The sequence below is a fragment of the Paraburkholderia sp. CI2 genome (assembly GCF_014201055.1).
Lineage (GTDB): Bacteria > Pseudomonadota > Gammaproteobacteria > Burkholderiales > Burkholderiaceae > Paraburkholderia > Paraburkholderia tuberum.
The window spans coordinates 22813-47417 of record NZ_JACHDL010000014.1 but is presented as its reverse complement, the minus strand read 5'-3'; the positions used below and the strand labels follow the sequence as shown (position 1 = coordinate 47417).

The window sequence follows — 24605 nt, the reverse complement described above, 5'->3', positions numbered from 1 at the left end:
GGCCGCCTGCGGACAGGCGGTAGTCGGGCAGGAACGGTCCGTCACGTAGCTCGCTAACCTGACACCCAATGGCGGTTTGTCGCCGTTGAGCGGTCGCTTGTGCGCCGACGGTTCATGTTGCTCGGACTGTCGCGTGACTGGCAAGATGACGATTTCAACCCGCAGACATATAGCCTTCGGCAAGACATACGCAAGCTGGGGCTTCTCTGTCACTCCCGCGCGGACGGGCGCCTGCTTGCGCCGCTTGGTGACTTGCCAGTGGTAGACCCGCGCGAAAACTGTTCCTTGCTCGCTGCGTAGAAGATCCGGCCGAGGCGTTCCCCGGGCCGTTCGACATAACGGCGCGAGAGCGCTGCCACGAAGATCGTTGTGCAAAGGGCGACAACGGTGAGAACGAGCAGAGACGCCAACGGATGCGCGCGTACCTGTGTCGGTCCGAAACCCTCGACGACTAGCGGCGTCAACGCGAACAGAATTGGGAAATGCAGCACATAGACGCTGTAGGAGATGTCGCCGATAAATGCGAACGGCCTGGCTTCAAGTGCCTGCATCGACCTTCCGCTGTGATACAGGCAATATACGGCGACGAACGCGACCAGCATCTCGATGTTCTCGGCAGCTTTCATGTCTATACCGAGCCTGTCCGCGGGCATCTGCAAGAACAACAGCGCAATCAATGCGATGGTAGCTGTGGCGCGGTATGGAACATCGCCCGCGCGCGGCAGGAAAGGAATGGCGGCGCCGAGTCCGAAGGCTAACGCATAATGCATACAAAACTCCCGCGGAATCGGTAACAGGGCCAATAGGGAAACACAAGCGAGTAACGCCCACCGCTTGCGTGGATTCCGGGCAAGCAGATAAATAACTGGAAATGCGAGAGAGTAGAACAGCTCGACACGCAAGGTCCAAAGCGGCCCGTTCAGGTGTACGTAGAGCCCCAGCATGGAGAGCGCGATGAGTTTTGCAGTGGGCGGCGAAGGGTACGCTTGCCACGCTCCCCACGCGCTATACAGCCCAGAGTCCAACGCCTGCGGGGATCGAATCAAATGCCAGAGACATATCGTCAGTACAATTGAAGCCCATAAGGCTGGGTAGATCCTGAAAAAGCGCCGCACGTAGAACTTTTTAACCGGCGGCGCCTGTTGCGTTGGTTCATTTGACAGCGACACAGCAAGCACGCATGCGCTCAACACGAAAAACATCTGAACGGCGCCCGAAGCATTGAACAAGCCGCCAATGAATCGATACGAAGAGAGGACTGAACGATCGTTGGCAAAAAGGCGCGGCCAGTCAAGGATGCTCCACACGTGCGCCATAACAACGATCAGGCATGCGATACCGCGCAACGAAGTGAACACTTCGATATTCTTCCGCGCGTTGGCGGGACGGACTGACACGACGGCGTTAGTCATAGCCAGGACCTGGCCTCCACATAGCATGCCCTTGTTATATTGTTTGCGGTCGATCCGACCGAGGGATTCCACGAAGCTCACCCAAGGATAAGACGATAGGTCAGACACGAATGCCGGATCGTCAAAAACACCCTACGGATTGGCGTATTCAAACGATTGGCGCATTCAACAGGAGGCTTATCAGGCAATGACCGCTGTTCGCGAAGTTGCGACCTTGCCGTCGCGGGCCGGACCTCCATAACAGGTCGAACGAGGCGGATGGCCCTTCTTTCCGACGGTCGCTGAACTGTATGAGAGGCTTTCTATAAGGCGGATATGGCTGTTGCGCGTCCGAACTGGCTTTCACAACCCCAAAGGCCCGATTGGTCGGCCCGAGTTACACAGCCGAGCCACGGAGCGGGATACAACGATGCGGCCGGCCGTAGTTGCCTGGGTAGCGGTCATTCGAAGCCTCAGGTCGAACGGCTGCTTGCGACCTGAAGACAGCCTAACCGTCAACCGAAGTAGCGGGATGCATTTCAAGCGCCGCGTTGGCGTCCCTTTTAAACGGAACCGCCGCCAGCACCGATGCAAGTACCATCAGACCTCCGCCAAACCATGCCCAGCCAGAAAGATGCTCACCGAGCCATACGTATGCGAATAGCGCACCGAACGCGGGCTCGCTTCCCATCAGCAAAGCGACGCGCGTTGGGTTGCTGCGCTTGACGGCAAAGTTCTGTGCGAAGAAAGCGAACAGCGTACAGGCGAGCACGAGGTAAGCGATGCTCGCCCAGAAGTCACCGTGCCCACTGAGCGACGGCAGCGCACCCCAATGTTGTGACGGCAGCACGAACGCCGCCAGGACACTGCCCAATGCAACGACGCCTGCCTGGACCGCCGTCACCGATAGCGCAGCAAGTTCCGATTCGCGCATCACACGCTTGGTCACGCACACCATCAGCGCACGCAGTAACGCCGCAAGAAGAATCAGCGCGTCGCCCGCGGTCGGAATGATCACGCCTGCGCTCACGAACGCGGCGCCCGTCAGCGACAGGCCCACGGCGATCCATTCGCCACTCGACGGCTTTCGTCGTAGCAACACCCATTCGACCAGCGGCGTAAGCGCGACACACAGACTGATAAGGAACGCCGCATTCGACGCGCGTGTGTGCGCTATCCCGAAAGTCTCGGCCAAAAAGATGCCGAGCAGGATTGCACTGGAGCCGAGCGCACCCAGCAAGGCGGACGCTTTGACGTGTCGGAGCGAGCGCAACGCCGGCGACAACATGAGGAACGTCAGCCCGAAGCGCAAGGCCAGCAGACCGAGCACGGGATAGATCGTGAGCGCGCCTTTCACGACCCCATAACTGGTGCCCCACACCATCGCGACCGCAAGCAGCATGAGGTCGGATATCCACAAGGCGCTCTTTTGCTTCGACATGACGGACCTTCTGTTTTCATTCGAACGGCCCAAATTGTCGGGTATTGCATTGACAAATATAATCCGGGTCAGTGGAACATCTTTTATGTTTGAGATGCACGAATGACTGGTGCGGGTGCGAGGGTCGCGATGAATCCCAATGAACTCTTTGCGTTGCTACCCGACATGGCGACGTTTGCGAGGGTTGTCGACGCCGGCAACTTCTCCATTGCCGCGCGGCAACTGGGCAGTACACCGTCGACTGTCAGTCGGCAGATCAAGCGCCTTGAGGATTCGCTTGGCACGCGGTTGTTTGAGCGCTACGACCCGTAGCATCCGTTTGACGGATTCAGGCGCGCAGATCTACCGGTATTGCCGGGATAGGGTCGGCGCAGCGTCGGGCGCCGTCGACGTCGCTGGACAAGTGACGGGTGATCCGCGAGGCAAGATCAGCATCAGTGCGCCGATTTCATTTGCGAGATCTGTCATCCATCCGCTTGTTCCCGAATTTCTGCGCATGTGGCCCGACGTGGATGTCCATCTGGTCTTCGCCGACCACGAAGTCGATCCGCTACGTGACGATGTCGATATGGTGATCCGACTCACGCGTTCGCCTCCGCCGGGCCTTGCTGCCCGGCGACTTGGAGCGGTCAAATGGGTTCTATGCGCGTCACCTGCTTATCTCGCGGACCGGGGGACACCGGCCGAGCCGCGCGACCTCGCTCGGCATGCATGCATGTATCCAGGGGAGACGGTCGACGACAAACGATGGCATTTCCGCCGCGACTCTGAGACACAGTCGGTCGAAGTGAAGGGGCGATACATCGCCAATGATGCGGGCGCGCGATTGGATGCTGCGCTGCATGGCCTGGGCATTGCGAGCTTGCCCGATTTTGCTGCCGCGCAGGCGATTTCGAGGGGCGACATTGTCCGGGTGCTGACCGACTGGGAGTTCGAGGCCCGTACATATATGGGACCGGTCTGGCTGCTTTATCCGTCGAGCCGTTTTTTACCGTCTCGAGCACGTGCGCTCATCGATTACCTGGTGAGCCAGCTCCACGACACGTAGGCTGGGTGACGAATCGCAGCGACGAATGACCGGTTTTCACGCAGCAATGCAGCCGTACGACCGCAGCATGCCTCCCAGGTGAACCCCAACGCGAAATAGCCCGATCCTGATATGGTCGCAAGGTCGTGCGGGGTCCCGGGCGTTGGCCTAGGATTGCAGTTAGGGATGTCATGTGCCAAAGCGTGGCTCGATTCGAACTTCCAGGGTGCCGTCACGCACGCACTGGCCACACCGACGGCATCAGGCGCGCAGGGCTGCGCGCCTCCTTTGCTGTCAGCCGTGGTAGAAGCCGTCGGTGACCGAGTTTTGCAGCACGCCGTCGACATAGACGCCGACAGGGTCGCCATCAGCGGACGTGAGGATCGAGCCGATGTGCTGGCCGGGTAGTTTCATCCGGCCACCTTGGATTTTGGTCATCTCCTGGTGATCAAGTTCTGCAGCGTTCTGGATGTCGTCGATGGTCAGCGTATTCATGATGTGTCTCCTTGAACAAGAGGGTTGTAGAAACATTTAAGCGGCCGGCTGCTTGCAGCACACAACGCACATGTCATGCCATCCGGGCGTGATCTGCGCGGAGCGCGCATCCCCAGTGAATCGCGATGATGCGAGTTTGGGCGCCACCATCACTTAGCCAAACGAAGTTGGAAAATCGCTGACATGGCCTTGTTTTCCTTCTCCTGCACGTACTTCAGGTCTGCCTGTTTCGCTGTGCGCCCGCCACTCATGTGCGTTCCCCCACATACACACCGAGGAAGCCGCCGCGCCAAGGTGTTCGTTACGCCCCGGATTACCGTGCACAGGGCATCTGTGCTCGTGCCACTTTTCGCCGCAGACGGGAGACAGAGACGATGCAGACGCGTGAACACTGGCACCAACTCGCGTTTGCCGGCACTGCGGCCTACGCGGCATCCGACGTTCAAGACCCGAAGTCGCCATTTTTAATTCATCCACTGAAAGGAAATCACCCATGGACCTGAACCTGACAGGCAAGCTCGCACTGGTGAGCGGCAGCACAGCCGGCATCGGTCTCGCGATCGCCAGCACGTTGGCGCAGGAGGGCGCTCGTGTGATCGTGAACGGCCGCGCCCAGTCATCTGTGGACGACGTGGTCGCGCAACTGAAAGCGCAGACGGGCAGCGACGTGCAGGGATTTGCGGGCGATCTCAGTACCGCCGCTTCAGCAGAAGAGCTCGCGCGACGCTATCCGGACGTGGAAATTCTGGTCAACAACCTGGGCATCTTCGAGCCCAAGCCGTTTGAAGAGATTCCCGATGCGGACTGGCAGCGGTTCTTCGACGTCAATGTCTTGAGTGGGGTACGCCTCGCTCGCCTGTTTTTGCCTGCGATGAGGCAGGCCAACTGGGGGCGCATCATTTTCATTTCGAGCGAAAGCGCGGTGCAGATTCCCGCTGAAATGATCCACTACGGGATGACGAAAACCGCGCAGCTGGCGGTCTCGCGGGGGCTCGCCGAAGCCGTTGCCGGCACGGGCATTACAGTCAATAGCGTGCTGCCGGGGCCGACGAAATCGCGGGGAGTCGGTGAATTCGTGGAGACCCTTGCCAAGGCCGACGGCAAATCGTTTGAAGCGTTCGAAACAGAGTTCTTCGAGAAGGTCCGTCCCACCTCGCTCATCAAGCGATTTGGTTCGCCGCAGGAAATCGCGTCGCTCGTGGCCTATATCGCCAGTCCGCTTTCGTCGGCCACGACGGGAGCCGCGTTGCGGGCCGACGGGGGCGTTATAAAAAGCGCCTTCTAGACCCCGAAGGCATTGGGCCGGCTTCTCACACGACCGGCCCCAACTCAGTGCAAAGACAAGCGCGGCTTGCCATGAGTCGCCCTTTTTTCGTGCGTCGCCGTGTCCGCCGATCGGTTCGCGAACCGCTTATCTGGCCGCCATCATTTCATCGCGCACCTCGGCGCCGATCTCGAACGAGCGCAGCCGCGCGGCGTGATCGTAAATCTGCGCGGTCAGCATCAACTCGTTCGCGCCGGTCTGCTCGATGATCGATTGCAGACCTTCGCGGATTGCGTCGCGATCGCCGAGCACCGTGCAGGCGAGCGCACGCGCGACGTTGTTCAACTCCATCTCCGACGCGTCGAGCCGCTCGACCGGCGGCTGCAATTGTCCCGGCGTGCCGCGCCGCAGGTTGATGAACTGCTGCTGCAGCGACGTGAACAGCCGTGCGGCTTCGTCGTTCGTGTCGGCGGCGAACAGATTGACGCCGACCATCGCATAGGGCTTCGCCAGCGTCGCGGACGGCCGGAACTGCGTGCGATACACCTGCAACGCGGTCATCATGTAATCGGGCGCGAAGTGCGACGCGAACGCGAACGGCAGCCCGAGCGCCGCGGCCAGTTGCGCGCTGTACAGCGACGAACCGAGCAGCCACAGCGGCACGTTCAGGCCCGCGCCCGGCACCGCGCGAATGCGCTGGCCCGCGACCGGCTCGGCGAAATACCGTTGCAATTCGACGACGTCGTCGGGGAAGGTTTCGGCGCTCGCCTGGAGATCGCGGCGCAGCGCGCGAGCGGTGGTCTGATCGGTGCCGGGCGCGCGGCCGAGGCCGAGATCGATCCGCCCCGGATACAGCGACGCGAGCGTGCCGAACTGCTCGGCGATCACGAGCGGCGCATGGTTCGGCAGCATGATGCCGCCGGAGCCGACGCGAATCGTCTTCGTGCCGCCGGCCACGTAGCCGATCACGACCGAGGTCGCCGCGCTCGCGATACCGGTCATGTTGTGATGCTCGGCGAGCCAGTAACGCTTGTAGTTCAGCTTTTCCGCGTGCTGCGCGAGTGACAGTGTGTTCCTGAACGCGTCAGCCGGCGTGGCACCCGCGGTGACCGGCGAAAGATCGAGAACCGAGAAGGGGATCATTGTCTGTTGATTGCGATGGGCGGCGCTTTCGCGCGATGGGGCATTGTGGCAAAGCGGCGCCTTTTCTGCTGGCGGCGCGGCGATGCCCCTGTCGACCGAAGGGTCGGCAGGACCGATGAGGCGCGCTGAGGCGCGACCCATGGCGCGGAAATTGCGCATGCGTAGCGTGTTCGTGCGGCGGTGCTTCGCATTCGCAGTGCGCCCGAATCAGCAATCCAGCGAGTGACCGTGCGCCGATCGGAATTCGAGTGTACGGTTAAGTATCGGTGCGGTGACGCGACCCGTTGCCGGACATCCGGAATGTAGCGAAGGAGTTCCCGATCCCATGAATGTCGTCAAAGAGTTTCGTACCCGGTCATTCCAAGACGTGTCCCATGCATTGCTCGACCGCGAGGAGATCGCGCTTGTCGACGTGCGTGAGGAAGATTCGCACGCGCGCAGTCATCCGTTGTTCGCCGCCAATCTGCCGCTGTCGCGGCTCGAACTCGACGCGCCGCTGCGGCTGCCGCGCCCGGCCGTGCCGATCGTCGTGTTCGATGCCGGCGAAGGCCTCGCGAGGCGTGCGGCCGAGCGCTTCGCCGAACTCGGCTATACCAACGTCGCCTTGCTGGAAGGCGGCCTGCAAGGCTGGCGCGAAGCGGGCGGCGAGTTGTTCAAGGATGTCAACGTGCCGAGCAAGGCGTTCGGCGAACTGGTCGAAAGCGTGCGTCATACGCCGTCGCTGTCCGCGCAGCAGGTGCAGGCGCTGCTCGATCGCGAGGCCGATGTCGTGGTGCTCGACGCGCGCCGCTTCGACGAGTTTCAGATCATGAACATCCCCGGCAGCATCAGCGTGCCGGGTGCGGAGCTGGTGCTGCGCGCGCGGCAGCTCGCGCCGGATCCGGCCACGCGCATCATCGTCAATTGCGCGGGGCGCACGCGCAGCATCATCGGCGCGCAGTCGCTGATCAACGCGGGCGTGCCGAATCCGGTGGCCGCGCTGCGCAACGGCACGATGGGCTGGACGCTCGCCGGTCAACCGCTCGCGCATGGCAGCGCGCGGCGTGTCGAAGGCGCGGTCGACGACGCTTCCCGTCTCGCCGCGGCAGACGGCGCGCGCGCGCTTGCCGACCGGGCGCGCGTGCGCCGCACGTCGCGCGACGAAGCGCGCCGCTGGGCCGACGAAGCGATGCGTACCGTCTATCGCTTCGACGTTCGCAACCCCGAGGAATACGAGGCGGGCCACGTTCCCGGTTTTCGCAGCGCGCCGGGCGGCCAGCTCGTGCAGGAAACCGACCTGTTCGTGACGGTGCGCGGCGCGCGCGTGATCCTCGCGGACAGCGACGGTGTGCGCGCGAACATGACCGCATCGTGGCTCGCGCAGATGAACGTAGAGGTGTACGTGGTCGATGGCCTGACGGCGGCCGATTTCGCCGAGAAGGGCATGGCGCCGTTGGCGCGCAACGCGGTCACGCCGCCCGACGTCGACGACATCGCGCCGGCCGAGCTCGCCGCGCTGCTGCAGTCGACGGGAACCGTCGTGCTCGACTTCACGAGCAGCACGCACTATCTGAGGCGGCATATTCCGGGCGCGTGGTTCGTGATCCGCAGTCAGCTCGCCGACGCGCTGCGCACACTGCCCGACGCGAAGCGCTACGTGCTCACGTGCGGCAGCGACGTGCTCGCGCGCTTCGTCGCGCCGGAGCTCGCCGCGGCGACCGGGCGGCCGGTGCAGGTGCTGCGCGGCGGCACGATCGCGTGGATCGACGCGGGCTTGCCCGTGGAGTCGGGCGGCACGCGGATGGCGTCGCCGCGGATCGATCGTTATCAGCGGCCGTATGAGGGCACCGAGAACGCGCTCGAAGCGATGAGCGCGTATCTGGAGTGGGAGCATGGGCTCGTCGCGCAACTCGCGCGCGACGGCACGCACGGCTTTCGTGTGATTTGATGGGCCGGCCATCCGGCGGCCGGCGATCCGGGGGCCGGCCATCCGGCGGCCGGCGATCCGGGGGCCGGCCATCCGGGGGCCGGCCATCCGGGGGCCGGCCATCCGGCACCCCTCTTGCGCCGCGCGAATCTTCTGCCGATTCGGTGTAAACGCGCTCTCGTCGAAACTCTCCGATGCGTTTAGATTAGCGGCATCTGGAAGGCTTTTCGAGGGACCAGGGCGGCCATAAAAGGCAGCGGTTTGTCATTCGGCGATGGCGCAAGGTGAGTAGCCAAGGTTGCTCATCGCTTCGTCTGGAGCAGACCGCTGCGCGTCGTCCGCGGTGCCTCGCGCAAGGCGGCTAATGAGCCGCCGTCACTTCCGGTTGATCCTATCGACCGACATGGCGACGCTGTACACAGCGTCGCCTTTTTGCTTCTGGCGTGCCCATCTCGACGGACCTCAGCCGATCCATTAGTGCTGCGCGCAACACGTTGCGTGCGTAGCCGCACCCGTCGCGCCCGCGTTGCTCGCGGTTTTCTCCGTGCGCGGTTATCCTTGTAGTACACACTACAGACCGGCCAGGCGCCGCGACGACAGATCCCACACATCCGGACAGGAACCGAAGTGAGCCTCAAACCACTGGGCGTCACGCTACTGATAGCGTGCTTTGCGCTGACCGGCTGCGACCAACAGCAGAGCGATCAAGCCGTGCAAAAACTCAAGGACTTTTTCAATGCCGTCAAACCGGACGCGTTGCTGCTCAAGAACATGACACCGGGCGTCACGACCGAAGCGCAAATCCTCGCGCAGATGGGCAAGCCCGAGACCACGCGCACCTTCACCGACGGCTCGAAGCGCTTCGAATATCCGCGCGGCCCGCAAGGCCTGAACACCTACATGGTCGACATCGATCGCGACGGCAAGCTGCAGGCGATCACGCAGGTGCTGACCGCGGACAACTTCGCGCAGGTTCGCTCGGGCATGACCGAGGACGAGGTGCGGCGCTTGCTTGGCAAGCCTGGACAGGTGGCGGTGTTTCCGCTGAAGCCGGAAACCGTGTGGAGCTGGAAATGGCGCGAGGGCGGCGTGACCGAAGAAGGCATCTTCAACGTTCACTTCGACCGGAACCAGAGGGTGTACACCACGTCACGCTCGGACGTGATCCGCGGGCGATAGGCGGGGGCAATGTCGATCAGAAGACGGCCGGATAAGCGGGCCGAAAAAGCGGGGCAGGCATGATACGTCGACGTCGATACAGCCGGATCGGGCTGGTGTTGGGGGGCGGCGCCGCGCGCGGCTGGGCGCATATCGGCGCGATTCGCGCGCTGCAAGACGCGGGCATCAGGCCCGACGTCGTGTGCGGCACGTCGATCGGCGCGCTGGTCGGCGCGGTCTATGCGAACGGCGATCTCGACTGGCTCGAGGAGTGGGTGTCGCGTCTCACGTGGCAGACCGTGGTGCGGCTGCTCGATCTGCGCATCTCGGGCGGCCTGCTTGGCGGGCGCAAGGTGATCCAGCTATTCGCCGACAAATTCGCCGGCCGCTCGATTGCGCAACTGCACATGCCGTTCGCGGCGGTCGCGACCGAACTCGACACGGGCCGCGAAATCTGGCTGCAGGACGGCAGCACGATCGATTCGGTGCGCGCGTCGATTGCGATTCCGGGCATCTTCACGCCGGTATGGCACAACGGCGTGTGGCTCGTCGACGGCGGGCTCAGCAATCCGGTGCCGGTGTCGGTCGCGCGTGGCATGCGCGCGGACTGCGTGATCGCGATCGATCTGAACAACGACATCCTGAACGGCCGCGACTTCGGCGGCGCGGTCATCGAAACGCCCGCGCTCGATCCCACCGCGCCGCCGCCCGTCGCGCTGCGCCGCAACGGCAAGCCGTGGCCGCGCTGGCTCGCGCCAGCCGAGGCGAGCGCCACCGACGACGTGCGCGTGCCGCCGAAGCCAAGCGCGCAGGTGCCGTCGATGCTGAGCTCGATCGCGCAAAGCATCGACATCATGCAGGTGCGCATCACGCGCAGCCGGCTCGCTGGCGAACCGGCCGATATCCTGATCCAGCCGCGTCTCGGCGGCATGGGCATCTTCGATTTTCATCGCGCGGCGCCAGCCATCGAGGAAGGGCGCGAGGCGGTCGAGCAGATGCTGCCGGCGATTCGCGCGCGGCTCGGGCTCGACTGAGCGCGAGCTGTCAGGCGTCGGAGCCGGCGTGGACGCGCTGATGCAACAGCGCGACGCCTTCGGGCGGTGCCACCGCCGTCGGCGCGGCCTATCGAAAAAGCGACCCAAAACTTGCGAAATCGCCGCACGGCCAGGCGCGCGCCGCGCGTACGACAAGACGATAACCCCTGTGAAACCAAGCGCTACGAGCGTTCCCTCGTGCGTCGAAGCGCCATGTTGCGTCGCAGCAAACCACCCGCCCGGTATTTGAGAAATTGATTTCAGCTTGCGAGACTCCGCGCCATGCCGGAGCAGCGAGCAGCCCATGAAGCCGCCGCCATCCGCGCCAATTCTACGAACCTGGATGGAGACACGCGTGTTCCTATACGGCTTTGGTCCCGTGCTGCTCGCCGGCACGCTTCAGACGATCGAGCTGTCCGTTCTGTCGCTGGCGGCCGCTGTGTTACTCGGCCTCGCGGGCGCGGCGGCGAAACTCTCGTTCAACCGGCCCTTGCGGGTCATCGCGACCGGCTACACGACGCTGATCCGCTCGGTGCCCGACCTCGTGCTGATGCTGCTGCTGTTCTACAGCATCCAGATCTGGCTCAATGATCTGACCGACATGTTCAGCATCGAGCAGATCGACATCGATCCGTTCGTGGCCGGTGTGCTGACGCTCGGTTTCATCTACGGCGCGTATTTCACCGAGACTTTTCGCGGCGCCTTTCTCGCGGTGCCGCGCGGCCAGCTCGAAGCGGGCAGCGCGTACGGCATGAGCGGCGTGCGCGTGTTCACGCGCATCCTGTTCCCGCAGATGATGCGCTTCGCGCTGCCCGGCATCGGCAACAACTGGCAGGTGCTCGTGAAGGCCACCGCGCTCGTGTCGATCATCGGTCTCGCCGACGTCGTCAAGGCCGCGCAGGACGCGGGCAAGAGTACCTTCAACATGTTCTTCTTCATCCTCGTCGCCGCGCTGATCTATCTGGCGATCACCACCGTATCGAACCTCGTGCTGATCTGGCTGAACCGCCGCTATTCGATCGGCGTGCGACACGCGGAGCTCTGAGCGTCATGATCGACATCTTCAATCAATTCTGGAAGGCGTATCTGTTCTGGGACGGGCAACGCCTGTCGGGTCTCGCGGTCACGCTGTGGCTGCTGGTCGCGTCGATCGCGATCGGCTTCGTGTGCGCGGTGCCGCTCGCGGTCGCGCGCGTGTCGAAGAAGCGCTGGCTGTCGACGCCGGTACGTCTGTACACCTACGTATTTCGCGGCACGCCGCTCTACGTCCAGCTGCTGTTGATCTACACCGGCGTGTACAGTCTCGCGTTCGTGCGTTCGCACAGTCTGCTCGACGCGTTCTTTCGCAGCGGCTTTCACTGTGCGATCCTCGCGTTCGCCTTGAACACCTGCGCGTACACGACCGAGATTTTCGCGGGCGCGATCCGCTCGACCTCGCACGGCGAAGTCGAGGCGGCGCGTGCCTACGGCATGAGCGCGTTCACGATGTACCGGCGCATTGTGATACCGTCCGCGCTGCGCCGCGCGTTGCCGTTGTACAGTAACGAAGTGATCCTGATGCTGCACGCGACGACGGTCGCGTTCACGGCCACGGTGCCCGACATCCTGAAGGTCGCGCGCGACGCGAATTCGGCGACCTACCAGTCGTTCAACGCGTTCGGGCTCGCGGCGCTGATTTATCTCGTGGTGTCGTTCGCGCTGGTTGCGCTGTTCCGGCGCGCCGAGCGTCGCTGGCTCGCGCATCTCGCGGTGCGCACGCACTGAGCGCGCGTTGACGACATAGCATCGGGCGCCTCGAGCTTCGGCAGGGCGGCGTCCGCACCAGACCGATCCGTATTCTCACTGGGAGAGCATCTTGCTCCATACCACTCAAACCGAAGCTTGCAAGCTCGCCGTACAGGACATCCACAAGCGCTACGGCGACAACGAAGTGCTCAAGGGCGTGTCGCTCAACGCGAACAAGGGCGACGTGATCAGCATCATCGGCGCGAGCGGCTCGGGCAAGAGCACTTTCCTGCGTTGCATCAATTTTCTCGAGCGGCCGAACGCCGGGCAGATCATCGTCGACGGCGAAGCGGTCAAGACGAAGACCGATCGCGCCGGCAATCTCGAAGTCGCCGATCACAAGCAGCTGCAGCGCATCCGCACGAAGCTCGCGATGGTGTTCCAGCACTTCAACCTGTGGGCGCACATGAACGTGCTCGAGAACGTGATCGAAGCGCCGATTCATGTGCTCGGTCTGAAACGCAAGGAGGCCGAGGACCGGGCGCGCGAGTATCTGGAGAAGGTCGGGCTCGCGCCGCGTCTCGAGAAGCAGTATCCGTCGCATCTGTCGGGCGGCCAGCAGCAGCGTGTCGCGATCGCGCGCGCGCTCGCGATGGACCCGGATGTGATGCTGTTCGACGAGCCGACCTCCGCGCTCGACCCCGAACTCGTCGGCGAAGTGCTGAAGGTGATGCAGAAGCTCGCCGAGGAAGGCCGCACGATGATCGTCGTCACGCACGAAATGGGCTTCGCGCGCAATGTGTCGAACCATGTGATGTTCCTGCACCAGGGCCGTACCGAGGAGGAGGGCAATCCCGCCGAGGTGCTGAGCGCGCCGCGCAGCGAGCGCCTGAAGCAGTTCCTGTCCGGCAGCCTGAAGTAACGCGCGGCTCGTTTTTCACGGACACCCGATGGCCCGCACGTCCACCCCGGCTCGCACGACCCAGGTCGCGATCGTGGCACTGCCGCCCGTGTCGATGTCGGGCGTCGGCCCGATCGTCGACGCGCTCAGTCTCGCCAATGAAATCGACGGCCGTGCGCTGTATCGCGTGCAGGTATGTTCGTGGGACGGCCGCGCGGTGCCGCTCGCGGGCGGCGCGCAATGGCCGGCCGATGCCGCGTTCGGCGACGCGATCGCATGTGACTGGCTGATCATCATCAGCGAGCGGTTCCAGCAGTTCGCCGACTACCGGCTGTTTCTCGCGAGCCTCGCGCGCGTCGGTCAGCGCACGCCGCTCGTCACCGGTATCCACCACGGCGTGTGGTGGCTCGCGATGGCGGGGCAGCTGTCCGGCTATCGCGTCAGCGTGAACTGGGAAACCTATCAGCAGTTCTCTGAACAGTTCGAACGCTCGATCGTCACGCAGCAGATCTTCGAAATCGATCGCGATCGCGCGACCTGCGCGGGCGGCCAGGCGACCGTCGACTTCATGCTCGCGATGATCGGCCGCGAGCACGGGCCCGAACTCGCGGAGCGCATCGCCGATACGCTGGGCGTAGGCGTGCTGCGCGCGGGCGAGGAGCGTCAGCGCATTCCGTTCGTGACCGCGCCGGGCGAGCGCCACCCGCGCCTGAACGACGCGCTGCTGCTGATGGAAGCCAATATCGAGGACCCGTTGACCACCGATGAAATCGCCGGCCTCGTCGGCGTCTCGCGGCGGCAGCTCGAGCGCCTGTTTCGCCAGTATCTCGGCTCGATGCCGTCCAAATACTATCTGGGGCTGCGGCTGTCGAAGGCGCGCACGCAATTGCAGCGCACCAGCAAATCCGTCGTGCAGATCAGCCTCGCATGCGGGTTTTCGTCGGCGGCGCACTTTTCGAATGCGTATCGGGAGCGCTTCGGCGTCACGCCGCGCGAGGATCGCCGCAACTGGATCGACCGCCAGACCGGCGCGCACGGCGGCGCGAGCGAGCCGCGGCCGGCCGCGCTGATCGAGCGGCCCGAGCTCGATTGACGCAAGCCATCTGAAAGCGAAACCGCGGCAAGTTCAGCGCAAAGCTCGACAGCCGCGACGCGCGGAACCTCATAGAAAGCGTCGCGTATGCGCAAGACGTGCCGCGCGCGGTTTCCTACACTAGCTGTATTACCTGTCACCCGTAAAAGGAATTGCCATGAACGACCTGACTGTGACACGCCAGACCTTCGACGAAGTCATGGTGCCGGTGTTTGCCCCCGCCGCCTTCGTACCGGATCGCGGTCTCGGCTCGCGCGTGTGGGACACGCAAGGCCGCGACTATATCGACTTCGCCGGCGGCATCGCCGTCACCGCGCTCGGTCATGCGCATCCGGAGCTGCTGAAGGTATTGCATGAGCAGGGCAGCAAGCTGTGGCACATCGGCAATGGCTACACGAACGAGCCGGTGCTGCGCCTCGCGAAGCGCCTCGAAAGCCTCACGTTCGCCGACCGCGCGTTCTTTGCGAATTCGGGCGCCGAGGCGAACGAGGCCGCGCTGAAGCTCGCGCGCCGCGTCGCGTTCGACCGTCACGGCGCGCAGAAAGATGAAATCATTTCGTTCGCGCAGTCGTTCCACGGCCGCACGCTGTTTACCGTCAGCGTCGGTGGCCAGCCGAAGTACTCGGAAGGCTTCGGTCCGGTGCCGGCCGGCATCACGCATCTGCCGTACAACGACATCGAAGCGGCGAAGAAGGCGATCGGCGCCCAGACCTGCGCGGTGATCGTCGAGCCGATCCAGGGCGAGGGCGGCGTGATCCCGGCCGATCCGGCGTTCCTGAAGGCGCTGCGCGAAGCGTGCGACCAGCACAACGCGCTGCTGATTTTCGATGAAGTGCAAACCGGCGTGGGCCGCAGCGGCTTCTTCTACGCGTACCAGGACACCGGCGTGACGCCGGACATCCTGACCACCGCGAAGGCGCTCGGCAACGGCTTCCCGATCGGCGCGATGCTGACCACCAAAGAGCTCGCCGCGCACTTCAAGGTCGGCGTGCACGGCACGACTTACGGCGGCAATCCGCTCGGCTCGGCGATCGCGGAAAAAGTGGTCGAACTCGTCAGCGACCCGAAGCTGCTCGAAGGCGTACGCTCGCGCAGCGAAGTGCTGAAGGGTCATCTCGCGAAACTGAACGAGCGCTTCGGGCTATTTACCGAAGTGCGCGGCAAGGGTCTCCTGATCGGCGCCGAACTGAACGACACGTTCCGGGGCCGCGCGAAGGACTTCGTCACCGCGGCCGGCCAGCACGGCGTGATCATGCTGATGGCGGGTCCGGACGTGCTGCGCTTCGTGCCGTCGCTGATCATGCCGCTCGACGACATGGCCGCAGGCTTCGCGCGTCTCGAGACGGCGTTCGGCGAACTCGTCGGCGCGAACGCGCAGGCGGCGTCGCATTGATGTTCAGGCAGTCCCGCACGCCCACGCTGATGCAGCGGATCATGCGTCACATTCAACAGGAACGATGATGCTCTTCGTACGTCCAGGCCGCCTTGCCGATCTCGATGCGCTCGAGCATATGGCGCGCACCGCGCAGCCGGTGCTGCATTCCCTGCCGCACGACCGGCGCGCGCTCGAAGCGCGGGTCGCGTTGTCGGAAGACTCGTTTCGCGCGGAGGTCGATTTTCCGGGCGAGGAGTTTTATCTGTTCGTGCTCGAAGACTCGGAGACCGGCAAGCTGATGGGCACCGCGAGCATCGTCGCGGCGGCCGGTTACGCGGACCCGTTCTACGTGTTTCGCAACGACGCGCTGATTCATGCGTCGCGCGAACTGCATGTGAATCGCAAGATTCACGCGCTGACGATGTCGCACGAGCTGACCGGCAAGAGCCGGCTCGCGGGCTACTACATCGACCCGTCGCTGCGCGGCGACGCGGCCGCGCAACTGATGTCGCGCGCGCGGATGATGTACATCGCCGCGAATCGCAAGCGCTTCACGCCCGAGGTGTTCTCGCTGCTGCTCGGCGTGACGGACGAAAACGGTGTATCGCCGTTCTGGGAAGCGGTGGGGCGCAAGTTTTTCGGCCGCGATTTCGCTGACATCGAAGTCGAATCGGGCGGCCGCAGCCGCACCTTCATCGCCGAAGTGATGCCGACCTATCCCGTGTATGTGCCGCTGTTGCCCGAAGCGGCGCAGCGCGTGCTCGGCGAGCCGGACGCGAACGCGCTGCTCGCCTACGAGATTCATCTCGAGGAAGGCTTCGAGACCGACCGCTACGTCGATATCTTCGACGCGGGTCCGGTACTGACCGCGCAGGTGGATCGCAGTGTCAGCGTGAAGCACAACGAAACGCGCGTCGTGCGCGAGGCATCTGCGACGCGCGGCGCAACGTACCTGATCGCGCACAACGGCGCCGCCGGCGAGTTCCGTTGCGTGCTCGGCGATCTCGCGCCCGGCAAGGAGTCGGGCGCCGGGTTGTCACAGGCGGCGCGCGCCGCGCTCGGCGTGCGGGAAGGCGATGCGGTGCGCTGCGTGCCGCTGCATCAGCCGCAGGATGAACAATCGGGAGAAGCGCAATGATCGTCGTTCGCGTAGTGCAACGAGGCGATGTGGATGCACTGATGCGGCTCGCGCAGGAAACCGGGCCGGGCCTGACCACCTTCAAACCGGATCGCGATGCGCTCGCGGCGCGTGTCGAGCGCGCACGCCGCACGATGGAAGATCAGGCCGCGCCGCACGAGGCCGGTTATTTCTTCGTGATGGAAGACACCGCGACCGGCGACGTGGCCGGCGTCTGCGGTATCGAAACGGCGGTGGGTCTGCAGCAGCCGTTCTACAACTATCGCGTGAGCACGGTCGTGCACGCGAGCCAGGATCTCGGCATCTGGACACGCATGCACGCGCTGAACATCTCGCACGACCTCACCGGTTATGCGGAAGTGTGCTCGCTGTTCCTGAGCCCGCGTTATCGCACGAGCGGCGTCGGCGGCTTGCTGTCGCGCTCGCGCTTCATGTTTCTCGCGCAGTTTCGCGAGCGTTTTCCGCAGCGTCTGTGCGCGGAGTTGCGCGGCCATTTCGACGAGCAGGGCACGTCGCCGTTCTGGCACGCGGTCGGCTCGCATTTTTACCAGATCGATTTCAACGCGGCCGACTATCTGAGCTCGCACGGCCGCAAGGCGTTTGTCGCCGAGCTGATGCCGCGCTATCCGGTGTACGTCGAACTGTTGCCGGAAGAAGCGCAGCGCTGCGTCGGCCTCACGCATAACGACACGATTCCCGCGCGCCGCATGCTCGAAGCCGAAGGGCTGCGCTATGAGAATCACGTCGATATTTTCGACGCGGGTCCGGTGCTCGAATGCCATATCGCCGATTTGCGCACGGTGCGCGAAAGCGTGCTGGTGGCGGCTGAAATTGGCGAGGCAGCGGAGCAAGCCGCGCAGGACGGGCCGAAGTCGATGGTATCGAATACGTCGCTCGGCGATTTTCGCGTAGGCGTCGTGGCGGGCGTGCCGCGCAACGGTGTGTGCCGCCTGAGCGCGGCCGAGGCCGACGCGCTTCGCGTGCAGGCGGGCGATCCGCTGCGGGTGCTGCCGTTGAAACACAAACAGGGATGATCATGAGCGAGCTTTTCATCGACGGCGAATGGGCCGCCGGCACAGGACCCGTATTCGCATCGCGCAATCCCGGCACGGGCGCGGTGGTGTGGCAAGGCAACAGCGCGTCGGCGGACGACGTCGATCGCGCGGTACGTAGCGCGCGCCGCGCGTTCGCCGCATGGTCGGCGCTGACGCTCGACGAGCGCTGCGCGGTGGTGCGCCGCTTCGCCGCGCTCGTGACAGAGCGCAAGGAAGCGCTCGCCGAAGCGATCGGCCGCGAGACCGGCAAGCCGCTGTGGGAAGCGCGCACCGAAGCGGCCTCGATGGCCGCGAAGGTCGAGATCTCGATTCAGTCCTACAACGAACGCACCGGCGAAAAGCGCTCGGCGATGGCCGACGGCACCGCGGTGCTGCGGCATCGTCCGCATGGCGTGGTGGCCGTGTTCGGGCCGTACAACTTCCCGGGCCATCTGCCGAACGGGCATATCGTGCCCGCGCTGATCGCCGGTAACGCGGTCGTGTTCAAGCCGTCCGAACTTGCGCCCGGCGTCGCGGCGCTGACCGTGCAGATCTGGCGCGACGCGGGGCTGCCTGCCGGCGTGCTGAATCTCGTACAGGGTGAGAAGGACACCGGCATCGCGCTCGCGAATCACCGGCAGATCGACGGACTGTTCTTCACCGGTAGTTCGGATACGGGAACATTGCTGCACAAACAGTTCGGCGGACGGCCGGAGATCGTGCTCGCGCTCGAAATGGGCGGCAACAATCCGCTCGTGATCGGTCCGGTCGCGGACCTCGACGCCGCCGTGCACCACACGATTCAATCGGCGTTTCTGTCGGCGGGGCAGCGCTGCACGTGCGCGCGCCGCATCTTCGTGCCCGACGATGCGTTCGGCGAGCGTTTCCTCGCGCGCCTGACGGAAGTGAGCGCGCGCATCGGCGTCGGTGAATACAACGCCAAGCCGCAGCCGTTCATGGGCGCCGTGGTGTCGGCGCGCGCGGCCTCGCGTTTGATCGGCGCGCAGGAGCGTCTGCTCGCGAGCGGCGCGAAGGCTCTGCTGAAAATGGAGCAGCGCGATCCGCAACTCGGCTTCGTCACGCCCGCGATTCTCGACGTGACCGACGTAAAGGACCTGCCCGACGAGGAGCACTTCGGTCCGCTCGCGCAGATCATCCGCTACCGCAATTTCGACGACGCGCTCGAACGGGCGAACGATACGGAGTTCGGTCTCTCGGCGGGCCTGCTCGCCGACGACGAAGCGCTGTGGACGCATTTCCAGCGCACGATTCGCGCGGGCATCGTCAACTGGAACCGACCGACCAATGGCGCTTCTTCAGGAGCGCCGTTCGGCGGGCCGGGCCGCTCCGGCAATCATCGGCCGAGTGCGTACTATGCGGCCGACTACTGCGCATACCCAATGGCCTCGGTCGAGAGCGCGCAACTGAACATGCCCGCGAGCGTCTCTCCGGGCCTTCAATTCTAAGGATCGACGATGCTGCAAGCCACTGAAGCCAATTTCGACGGCCTGGTCGGCCCGACTCACAACTACGCGGGCTTGTCGTTCGGCAACGTCGCGTCGCAAAACAACGAGAAGTCGGTCGCGAATCCGAAGGCCGCCGCGCGCCAGGGTCTGCGCAAGATGAAGCAGTTGGCGGACCTCGGCTTTCATCAGGGCGTGCTGCCGCCGCAGGAGCGTCCGTCGATGCGTCTGTTGCGCGAGCTCGGTTTTTCCGGCGACGATGCTTCGGTGATCGCGCGCGTCGCGAACAACGCGCCCGAACTGCTCGCGGCGGCGAGTTCGGCCTCGGCGATGTGGACCGCGAACGCGGCGACGGTGAGCCCGTCCGCGGATACGCACGACGGCCGCGTGCATTTCACGCCGGCCAATCTGTGCAGCAAGCTGCATCGCGCGATCGAACATGAGTCGACACGCCGCACGCTGCGCGCGATGTTCAGCGACACCGACCGCTTCGTCGTGCACGAGGCGCTGCCCGGCACGCCCGCGCTCGGCGACGAGGGCGCGGCGAATCACACGCGCTTTTGCGAGCAATACAAGGCGCGCGGTATCGAATTCTTCGTGTATGGCCGCAGCGAGTATCGTCGCGGGCCGGAACCGAAGCGCTATCCGGCGCGCCAGACGTTCGAGGCGAGCCGCGCGGTCGCGCATCGTCATGGCTTGCAGGAAGCGGCGACCGTGTACGCGCAGCAGAACCCTGAAGTGATCGACGCGGGCGTGTTCCATAACGACGTGATCGCGGTCGGCAATCGCAACACGCTGTTCTGCCATCAGCTCGCGTTCGTCGAGCAGCAGGCGGTGTACGACGAGCTGCGCGCGAAGCTCGCGAGCCTGCACGCAGGGTTCAACGTAATCGAAGTGCCCGACGCCCAGGTCAGCGTCGCCGATGCGGTGACGTCGTATCTGTTCAACAGCCAGCTGCTGACTCGGCCCGATGGCAAGCAGGTGCTGGTCGTGCCGCAGGAGTGCCGCGAAAATCCGCGCGTGGCCGCGTATCTGGATGAGCTGACTGCGCACAGCGGTCCGATCGACGAAGTGCTCGTGTTCGATCTGCGCGAGAGCATGAAGAACGGTGGCGGCCCCGCATGTCTGCGGCTGCGCGTCGTACTCGACGACACCGAACGCGCGGCGGTCGCGCCGGGTGTGTGGCTCGACGACACGCTGTTCGGCCGTCTCGATGCGTGGATCGAAAAGCACTACCGCGATCGTCTCGCACCCGCCGATCTCACCGATCCGAAGCTGCTGGTCGAGTCGCGCACCGCGCTCGACGAGCTGACGCAAATCCTCGCTCTGGGTTCGCTGTATGACTTCCAGCGCTGAGCACGCGATGGCGGCCCCGAGCGCGATGCTCGACGATTTTCTCGCGTGGACGCTCGCGGGGTCCCGGCCTGCCGAACATCAAGCGCAAGGCACGTGTGCGAACGGCGTGCGCTGGACGTGGCAGGGCGACGGTGTACTCGTCATCGAGCCCGCGGAGCAGCACGCGGACATCCGTAGCGTGCTCGTGTCGGCCGGCGTGCATGGCGACGAAACCGCGCCGATCGAACTGCTGTCGCGCATCGTCGCCGATATCGCGCAGGGCCGCGCCGTGCTTGCATGCCGGTTGCTCGTGATTCTCGGCAACATCGAGGCGATGCGCGACGGCGGCCGCTATCGCGACGACGATCTGAACCGGCTGTTCAGCGGCCGTCATCTGCAACTGCCGCACAGTCATGAGGCGCCGCGCGCGGCCGCGCTCGAACAGGCCGCGACGCGCTTTTTCGCCGACGCGTCAGCCGCGCCCGGCGCGCGCTGGCATATCGACATGCATACGGCGATCCGCGCGTCGGTGTTCGAGCGCTTCGCGCTGTTGCCGCATACCGGCAAGCCGTTTTCGCGCGCGATGTTCGAATGGCTCGGCGACGCGCGTATCAGCGCGGTGCTGCTGCACACGACGAAGGGCAACACCTATTCGCACTTCACCGCGCAAGCGTGTGGCGCTGCTGCGTGCACGCTCGAACTCGGCAAGGTGCGGCCGTTCGGCGAGAACGACCTGACTCGCTTCGAGGGCGCGGATCTCGCGGTGCGCGCGCTGCTGGCCGGCACGCGAGCCGACGCGCAAGCCGCTCTGCCGCGTGTGTTCACCGTCGTCGATCAGCTGACCAAGCAAAGCGACGCATTCGAGCTGCTGCTCGCGCCGGACGTGCCGAACTTCACGCCGCTCATAAAGGGCAGCTTGCTGGCGCGCGACGGCGACTATCAATACACGGTGCAGCGCGACGAAGAGCGCATCGTGTTTCCGAACCCGACGGTCAAGCCCGGCCTGCGCGCCGGTCTGCTCGTCGTCGACACCACCGCCGATACGCTGTCCAGGCTTGTCTAGACAGGTTCCATGTACAATCGCGGGCTTCGCGGCTGTCGCACCTAGGGGTCACGCCGGCCGCGCGAGTCCGAAGCGCGGCCGGCGTAATCCGCCTGTGCGCGCAGAATCGGCTCCGTTTCAGTCCACACCGTAAAGGAACATCCGTAATGAAGAAGAATTGGCCCAACCTGGCCGCGCTCGCGCTGTTCGCGACGGCGCTGTTGACGGCAGGCACCGCGTCGGCGGCCGAGATCAAGGAAGTGCGCTTCGGCGTCGAGGCGTCGTATGCGCCGTTCGAATCGAAGTCGCCCGCTGGCGAGCTGCAGGGCTTCGACATCGACGTCGGCAATGCCGTGTGCGCGAAGCTGAAGGCCAAATGCGTGTGGGTCGAGAACTCGTTCGACGGCCTGATCCCGGCGCTCGAAGCGCGCAAGTTCAGCGCGATCAACTCGGACATGACGATCACCGACCAGCGTCGCCAGGCGATCGACTTCACCGATCCGATCTACACGATCCCGAACCAGATGATCGCGAAGAAGGGCAGCGCTCTGCAGCCGACGCCCGCATCGCTGAAGGGCAAGCACGTCGGCGTGCTGCAGGGCACGATCCAGGAAACCTATGCGAAGGCGCGCTGGGCGCCGGCCGGGGTCGACGTCGTGCCCTATCAGACGCAGGACCAGATCTACGCGGACCTCGCGTCGGGCCGTCTCGATGCGTCGTTCCAGGACGCCGAAGCGGCATCGAAGGGCTTTCTGAAGAAGCCCCAGGGCGCGGGCTTCGAGTTCGCCGGTCCGGCCGTCAGCGACGACAAGCTGCTCGGCGCGGGTGTCGGCTACGGCGTGCGCAAGAACGACAAGGCACTGAAGGATGCGCTGAACGGCGCATTGAAGGAGCTGAAGGCGGATGGCACGATCGACCGCCTCGCCGCCAAATACTTCGACGTGAAGGTCGTGCTGAAGTAGCGATGCATCGAAGTGTGCAAAACGGCCGCTCGTTGCGAGCCGTTTTGCTTTCTGCACGCGTGTCGCAAACGTTCAACAAATATTTCGAGATATTGCCTCGTAAGCCTGTTCGTGCCCAATGACGCTGCGATAAAATTGCGACGCACACTGCCGCGCGCGACGGAGCTTGCAACGTCACTGAAACGCGCCAACGTGCAGCGAAAAACAGAACATAGCGGCCAGGCGCCAGCGGCGCCGAGCGGGGGACTGGAATGACCACCATCGCAATCGAGACTCTGAGCCACAGCGGCACGACCGACGACGCGTCGCTCACCGCCAGCTACGCAAGGCAGCCCATTCTGAATCGGGACGGCATGCTGTGCGGCTATGAGATCAAGGTGCGTGCGCCCGAGCTGCCGCTCGCCGACGCGGACCTCACCGCCCCACAAAACAATACCGATCTTCATCCCGACGTCGACTCCTTGCCGGGCCGCGCGCCCACGCCGGTGCAACGCGTCGCACGCGCGATCGTGCGCGGGCTCGTGCAGGGCGACGTGCGCGGCGCGCTGACCGGCCATCCGGCCTACGTCGACGTGAGCCGCGAGCTGCTGCTCGACGACGCGATCCTGAGACTGCCCGCCGAGCGCTTCATGCTCGAGCTGCCTTCATCGCTCGAAGTCGACGACGCGTTGATCGCGCGTATCGTGTATCTGCATGGCCGCCGCTACCGCTTCGCGCTCGACGACGTCACGCAGCCCAACGAGACTTTCGCGAAGCTGCTGCCGTACGCCGAAGTCGTCAAGATCGACGTCACGCGCACACCGCGCGCGCTGCTGCCGAAGCTCGCGAGCGTGCTGAAGTCGGCTGGCAAGCTGCTGCTCGCATCGGGTGTCGATGCGCAGGCCGACTTCGAAACGATGCACGAGCTCGGCTTCGACCGCTTCCAGGGTTATTACTTCGCGCGCGCGCAAAGCTCGGCGACGCGCCGCGTCAGCGCGCCGCGCCACGCGCTGCTCAATCTGCTGCAACTGCTCGCGGGCGACCCGACGGTCGCGCAGCTCGAAGCCGAGCTGAAGCTGAACCCGGTGCTCGTCATGCATCTGATGAAGCTCGCGAATTCGAGCGGCCTCGCGGTCGGTCACAAGGTGACGACGCTGCGCGACGCGATCAACGCGACCGGCACCGACCGTATCGCGCGCTGGACGCAGCTGCTGCTCTACGCAGACGGCCGCAAGGTCGCGCTGGAGGACGATCCGCTGCTGCAACTCGCGGCCACGCGCGCGCGCTTCATGGAACTCGCGATCGAGCGCATGCCCGAGGCGGGCCGCGACGAAGCCGATGCGGCCTTCCTGACCGGTGTGTTTTCGTTCGTCGATGCGGTGTTCGGCGGCTCGCTCGAAAATACGCTGAACATCCTTACGCTGTCGCGACCGATCCAGGCCGCGATCCTGCATCGCGAGGGCAGGCTGGGTCTGCTGTTGAGCGCGGTCGAAGCGCTCGAAGGCGGCGCATGGGAGCGCGTCGCCACGCTATGCGAGCGTCTTGCTCCGTTGACCGTGGAAGAGGTGGCGCAGATGGGTCTCGCGGCCGGCGCATGGGCCGGCGTCGCGGATCGCAGCGCGGAAGGGCTCGAGCGGATCGAGGATTGAGTGGGGTAAAAGCCCCGCACGGTGCCCGGATGAAATCGTTTTCGGGCAAA

General features: G+C 64.5%; 20 protein-coding genes and 1 pseudogene. 17 read left to right on the top strand and 4 right to left on the bottom strand.

The window, feature by feature from the left end; all coding sequences use genetic code 11:
• Positions 1–209: 209 nt before the first annotated feature.
• On the bottom strand, positions 210–1412 hold the full coding sequence (locus tag HDG32_RS19770) for an acyltransferase (RefSeq protein WP_184070007.1): 1203 nt from the start codon (positions 1410–1412) through the stop codon (positions 210–212).
• A gap of 487 nt (positions 1413–1899) precedes the next feature.
• On the bottom strand, positions 1900–2832 hold the full coding sequence (locus HDG32_RS19765) for a DMT family transporter (RefSeq protein WP_184070005.1): 933 nt from the start codon (positions 2830–2832) through the stop codon (positions 1900–1902).
• Positions 2833–2961: 129 nt separating this feature from the next.
• Between HDG32_RS19765 and HDG32_RS19760 the strand changes: the two are divergent.
• Positions 2962–3880 (top strand): annotated as a pseudogene (locus tag HDG32_RS19760) (LysR family transcriptional regulator).
• Between the two features lie 273 nt (positions 3881–4153).
• Here HDG32_RS19760 and HDG32_RS19755 read toward each other — a convergent pair.
• A complete protein-coding gene (locus tag HDG32_RS19755) occupies positions 4154–4354 on the bottom strand; it encodes a hypothetical protein (RefSeq protein ID WP_184044241.1) in 201 nt (66 codons plus the stop codon).
• 493 nt (positions 4355–4847) lie between these two features.
• Between HDG32_RS19755 and HDG32_RS19750 the strand changes: the two genes are divergently transcribed.
• A complete protein-coding gene (locus HDG32_RS19750; protein WP_184070003.1) occupies positions 4848–5639 on the top strand; it encodes an SDR family NAD(P)-dependent oxidoreductase in 792 nt (263 codons plus the stop codon).
• 126 nt (positions 5640–5765) lie between these two features.
• On the opposite strand, the gene HDG32_RS19745 is transcribed toward HDG32_RS19750, so the two are convergent.
• Positions 5766–6761, bottom strand: a complete 996-nt coding sequence (locus HDG32_RS19745) for an LLM class flavin-dependent oxidoreductase (protein WP_090805675.1) — start codon at positions 6759–6761, stop codon at positions 5766–5768.
• 325 nt (positions 6762–7086) lie between these two features.
• Here HDG32_RS19745 and HDG32_RS19740 point away from each other — a divergent pair, with 325 nt between their 5' ends.
• From HDG32_RS19740 to HDG32_RS19670, 15 genes are all read left to right on the top strand, one after another.
• Complete coding sequence (locus HDG32_RS19740) at positions 7087–8688, top strand: rhodanese-related sulfurtransferase (RefSeq protein ID WP_184070002.1); 1602 nt, start codon at positions 7087–7089, stop codon at positions 8686–8688.
• Between the two features lie 606 nt (positions 8689–9294).
• Positions 9295–9846 carry an outer membrane protein assembly factor BamE gene (bamE, locus tag HDG32_RS19735; protein ID WP_090803993.1) on the top strand — a complete coding sequence of 184 codons (552 nt, stop codon included), beginning with the start codon at positions 9295–9297 and terminating at the stop codon, positions 9844–9846.
• Positions 9847–9905: 59 nt separating this feature from the next.
• Positions 9906–10859: a patatin-like phospholipase family protein gene (locus tag HDG32_RS19730; RefSeq protein ID WP_184069999.1), complete on the top strand. Its 954-nt coding sequence runs from the start codon at positions 9906–9908 to the stop codon at positions 10857–10859.
• Between the two features lie 355 nt (positions 10860–11214).
• The gene (locus tag HDG32_RS19725; protein ID WP_090805677.1) at positions 11215–11904 is read left to right on the top strand and encodes an ABC transporter permease; all 690 of its coding nucleotides are present in this window, start codon (positions 11215–11217) and stop codon (positions 11902–11904) included.
• Positions 11905–11909: 5 nt separating this feature from the next.
• Complete coding sequence (locus HDG32_RS19720; protein ID WP_184069997.1) at positions 11910–12623, top strand: ABC transporter permease; 714 nt, start codon at positions 11910–11912, stop codon at positions 12621–12623.
• 91 nt (positions 12624–12714) lie between these two features.
• On the top strand, positions 12715–13506 hold the full coding sequence (locus tag HDG32_RS19715) for an ABC transporter ATP-binding protein (RefSeq protein WP_184044229.1): 792 nt from the start codon (positions 12715–12717) through the stop codon (positions 13504–13506).
• 28 nt (positions 13507–13534) lie between these two features.
• Positions 13535–14578, top strand: coding sequence for a GlxA family transcriptional regulator (locus HDG32_RS19710; protein ID WP_184069995.1), 1044 nt, complete (start codon positions 13535–13537; stop codon positions 14576–14578).
• A 157-nt stretch (positions 14579–14735) separates the two neighbouring features.
• Positions 14736–15971, top strand: coding sequence for an aspartate aminotransferase family protein (locus HDG32_RS19705; RefSeq protein WP_184069993.1), 1236 nt, complete (start codon positions 14736–14738; stop codon positions 15969–15971).
• A 67-nt stretch (positions 15972–16038) separates the two neighbouring features.
• On the top strand, positions 16039–17091 hold the full coding sequence (aruF, locus tag HDG32_RS19700; RefSeq protein ID WP_184070215.1) for an arginine/ornithine succinyltransferase subunit alpha: 1053 nt from the start codon (positions 16039–16041) through the stop codon (positions 17089–17091).
• Positions 17088–18125 carry an arginine N-succinyltransferase gene (astA, locus tag HDG32_RS19695; RefSeq protein WP_184069991.1) on the top strand — a complete coding sequence of 346 codons (1038 nt, stop codon included), beginning with the start codon at positions 17088–17090 and terminating at the stop codon, positions 18123–18125. Before aruF ends, astA begins: the two co-directional genes overlap by 4 nt.
• Positions 18126–18127: 2 nt before the next feature.
• The gene (gene astD / locus HDG32_RS19690; protein ID WP_184069990.1) at positions 18128–19591 is read left to right on the top strand and encodes a succinylglutamate-semialdehyde dehydrogenase; all 1464 of its coding nucleotides are present in this window, start codon (positions 18128–18130) and stop codon (positions 19589–19591) included.
• Between the two features lie 12 nt (positions 19592–19603).
• On the top strand, positions 19604–20944 hold the full coding sequence (gene astB / locus HDG32_RS19685; protein WP_184070213.1) for an N-succinylarginine dihydrolase: 1341 nt from the start codon (positions 19604–19606) through the stop codon (positions 20942–20944).
• Positions 20928–21986 (top strand): succinylglutamate desuccinylase, encoded by a 1059-nt coding sequence (gene astE / locus HDG32_RS19680; RefSeq protein WP_184069988.1) that lies wholly within the window; start codon positions 20928–20930, stop codon positions 21984–21986. The genes astB and astE overlap by 17 nt, the downstream gene beginning before the upstream one ends.
• A 146-nt stretch (positions 21987–22132) precedes the next feature.
• Complete coding sequence (locus tag HDG32_RS19675) at positions 22133–22927, top strand: ABC transporter substrate-binding protein (RefSeq protein ID WP_184069986.1); 795 nt, start codon at positions 22133–22135, stop codon at positions 22925–22927.
• 251 nt (positions 22928–23178) lie between these two features.
• Positions 23179–24555, top strand: coding sequence for an EAL and HDOD domain-containing protein (locus tag HDG32_RS19670; protein WP_184069984.1), 1377 nt, complete (start codon positions 23179–23181; stop codon positions 24553–24555).
• The last annotated feature ends 50 nt before the right edge of the window (positions 24556–24605 follow it).

Bases quoted from the DNA above. Each gene is read 5' to 3' on its own strand.
- HDG32_RS19770 (WP_184070007.1), bottom strand. From the start codon at position 1,412: ATGACTAACGCCGTCGTGTCAGTCCGTCCCGCCAACGCGCGGAAGAAT.
- HDG32_RS19755 (WP_184044241.1), bottom strand. From the start codon at position 4,354: ATGAATACGCTGACCATCGACGACATCCAGAACGCTGCAGAACTTGAT.
- HDG32_RS19705 (WP_184069993.1), top strand. From the start codon at position 14,736: ATGAACGACCTGACTGTGACACGCCAGACCTTCGACGAAGTCATGGTG.
- astA (WP_184069991.1), top strand. From the start codon at position 17,088: ATGATCGTCGTTCGCGTAGTGCAACGAGGCGATGTGGATGCACTGATG.
- HDG32_RS19670 (WP_184069984.1), top strand. From the start codon at position 23,179: ATGACCACCATCGCAATCGAGACTCTGAGCCACAGCGGCACGACCGAC.
- HDG32_RS19740 (WP_184070002.1), top strand. From the start codon at position 7,087: ATGAATGTCGTCAAAGAGTTTCGTACCCGGTCATTCCAAGACGTGTCC.
- HDG32_RS19710 (WP_184069995.1), top strand. From the start codon at position 13,535: ATGGCCCGCACGTCCACCCCGGCTCGCACGACCCAGGTCGCGATCGTG.
- astD (WP_184069990.1), top strand. From the start codon at position 18,128: ATGAGCGAGCTTTTCATCGACGGCGAATGGGCCGCCGGCACAGGACCC.
- HDG32_RS19765 (WP_184070005.1), bottom strand. From the start codon at position 2,832: ATGTCGAAGCAAAAGAGCGCCTTGTGGATATCCGACCTCATGCTGCTT.
- HDG32_RS19745 (WP_090805675.1), bottom strand. From the start codon at position 6,761: ATGATCCCCTTCTCGGTTCTCGATCTTTCGCCGGTCACCGCGGGTGCC.
- aruF (WP_184070215.1), top strand. From the start codon at position 16,039: ATGCTCTTCGTACGTCCAGGCCGCCTTGCCGATCTCGATGCGCTCGAG.
- HDG32_RS19750 (WP_184070003.1), top strand. From the start codon at position 4,848: ATGGACCTGAACCTGACAGGCAAGCTCGCACTGGTGAGCGGCAGCACA.
- HDG32_RS19675 (WP_184069986.1), top strand. From the start codon at position 22,133: ATGAAGAAGAATTGGCCCAACCTGGCCGCGCTCGCGCTGTTCGCGACG.
- HDG32_RS19720 (WP_184069997.1), top strand. From the start codon at position 11,910: ATGATCGACATCTTCAATCAATTCTGGAAGGCGTATCTGTTCTGGGAC.
- HDG32_RS19730 (WP_184069999.1), top strand. From the start codon at position 9,906: ATGATACGTCGACGTCGATACAGCCGGATCGGGCTGGTGTTGGGGGGC.
- astE (WP_184069988.1), top strand. From the start codon at position 20,928: ATGACTTCCAGCGCTGAGCACGCGATGGCGGCCCCGAGCGCGATGCTC.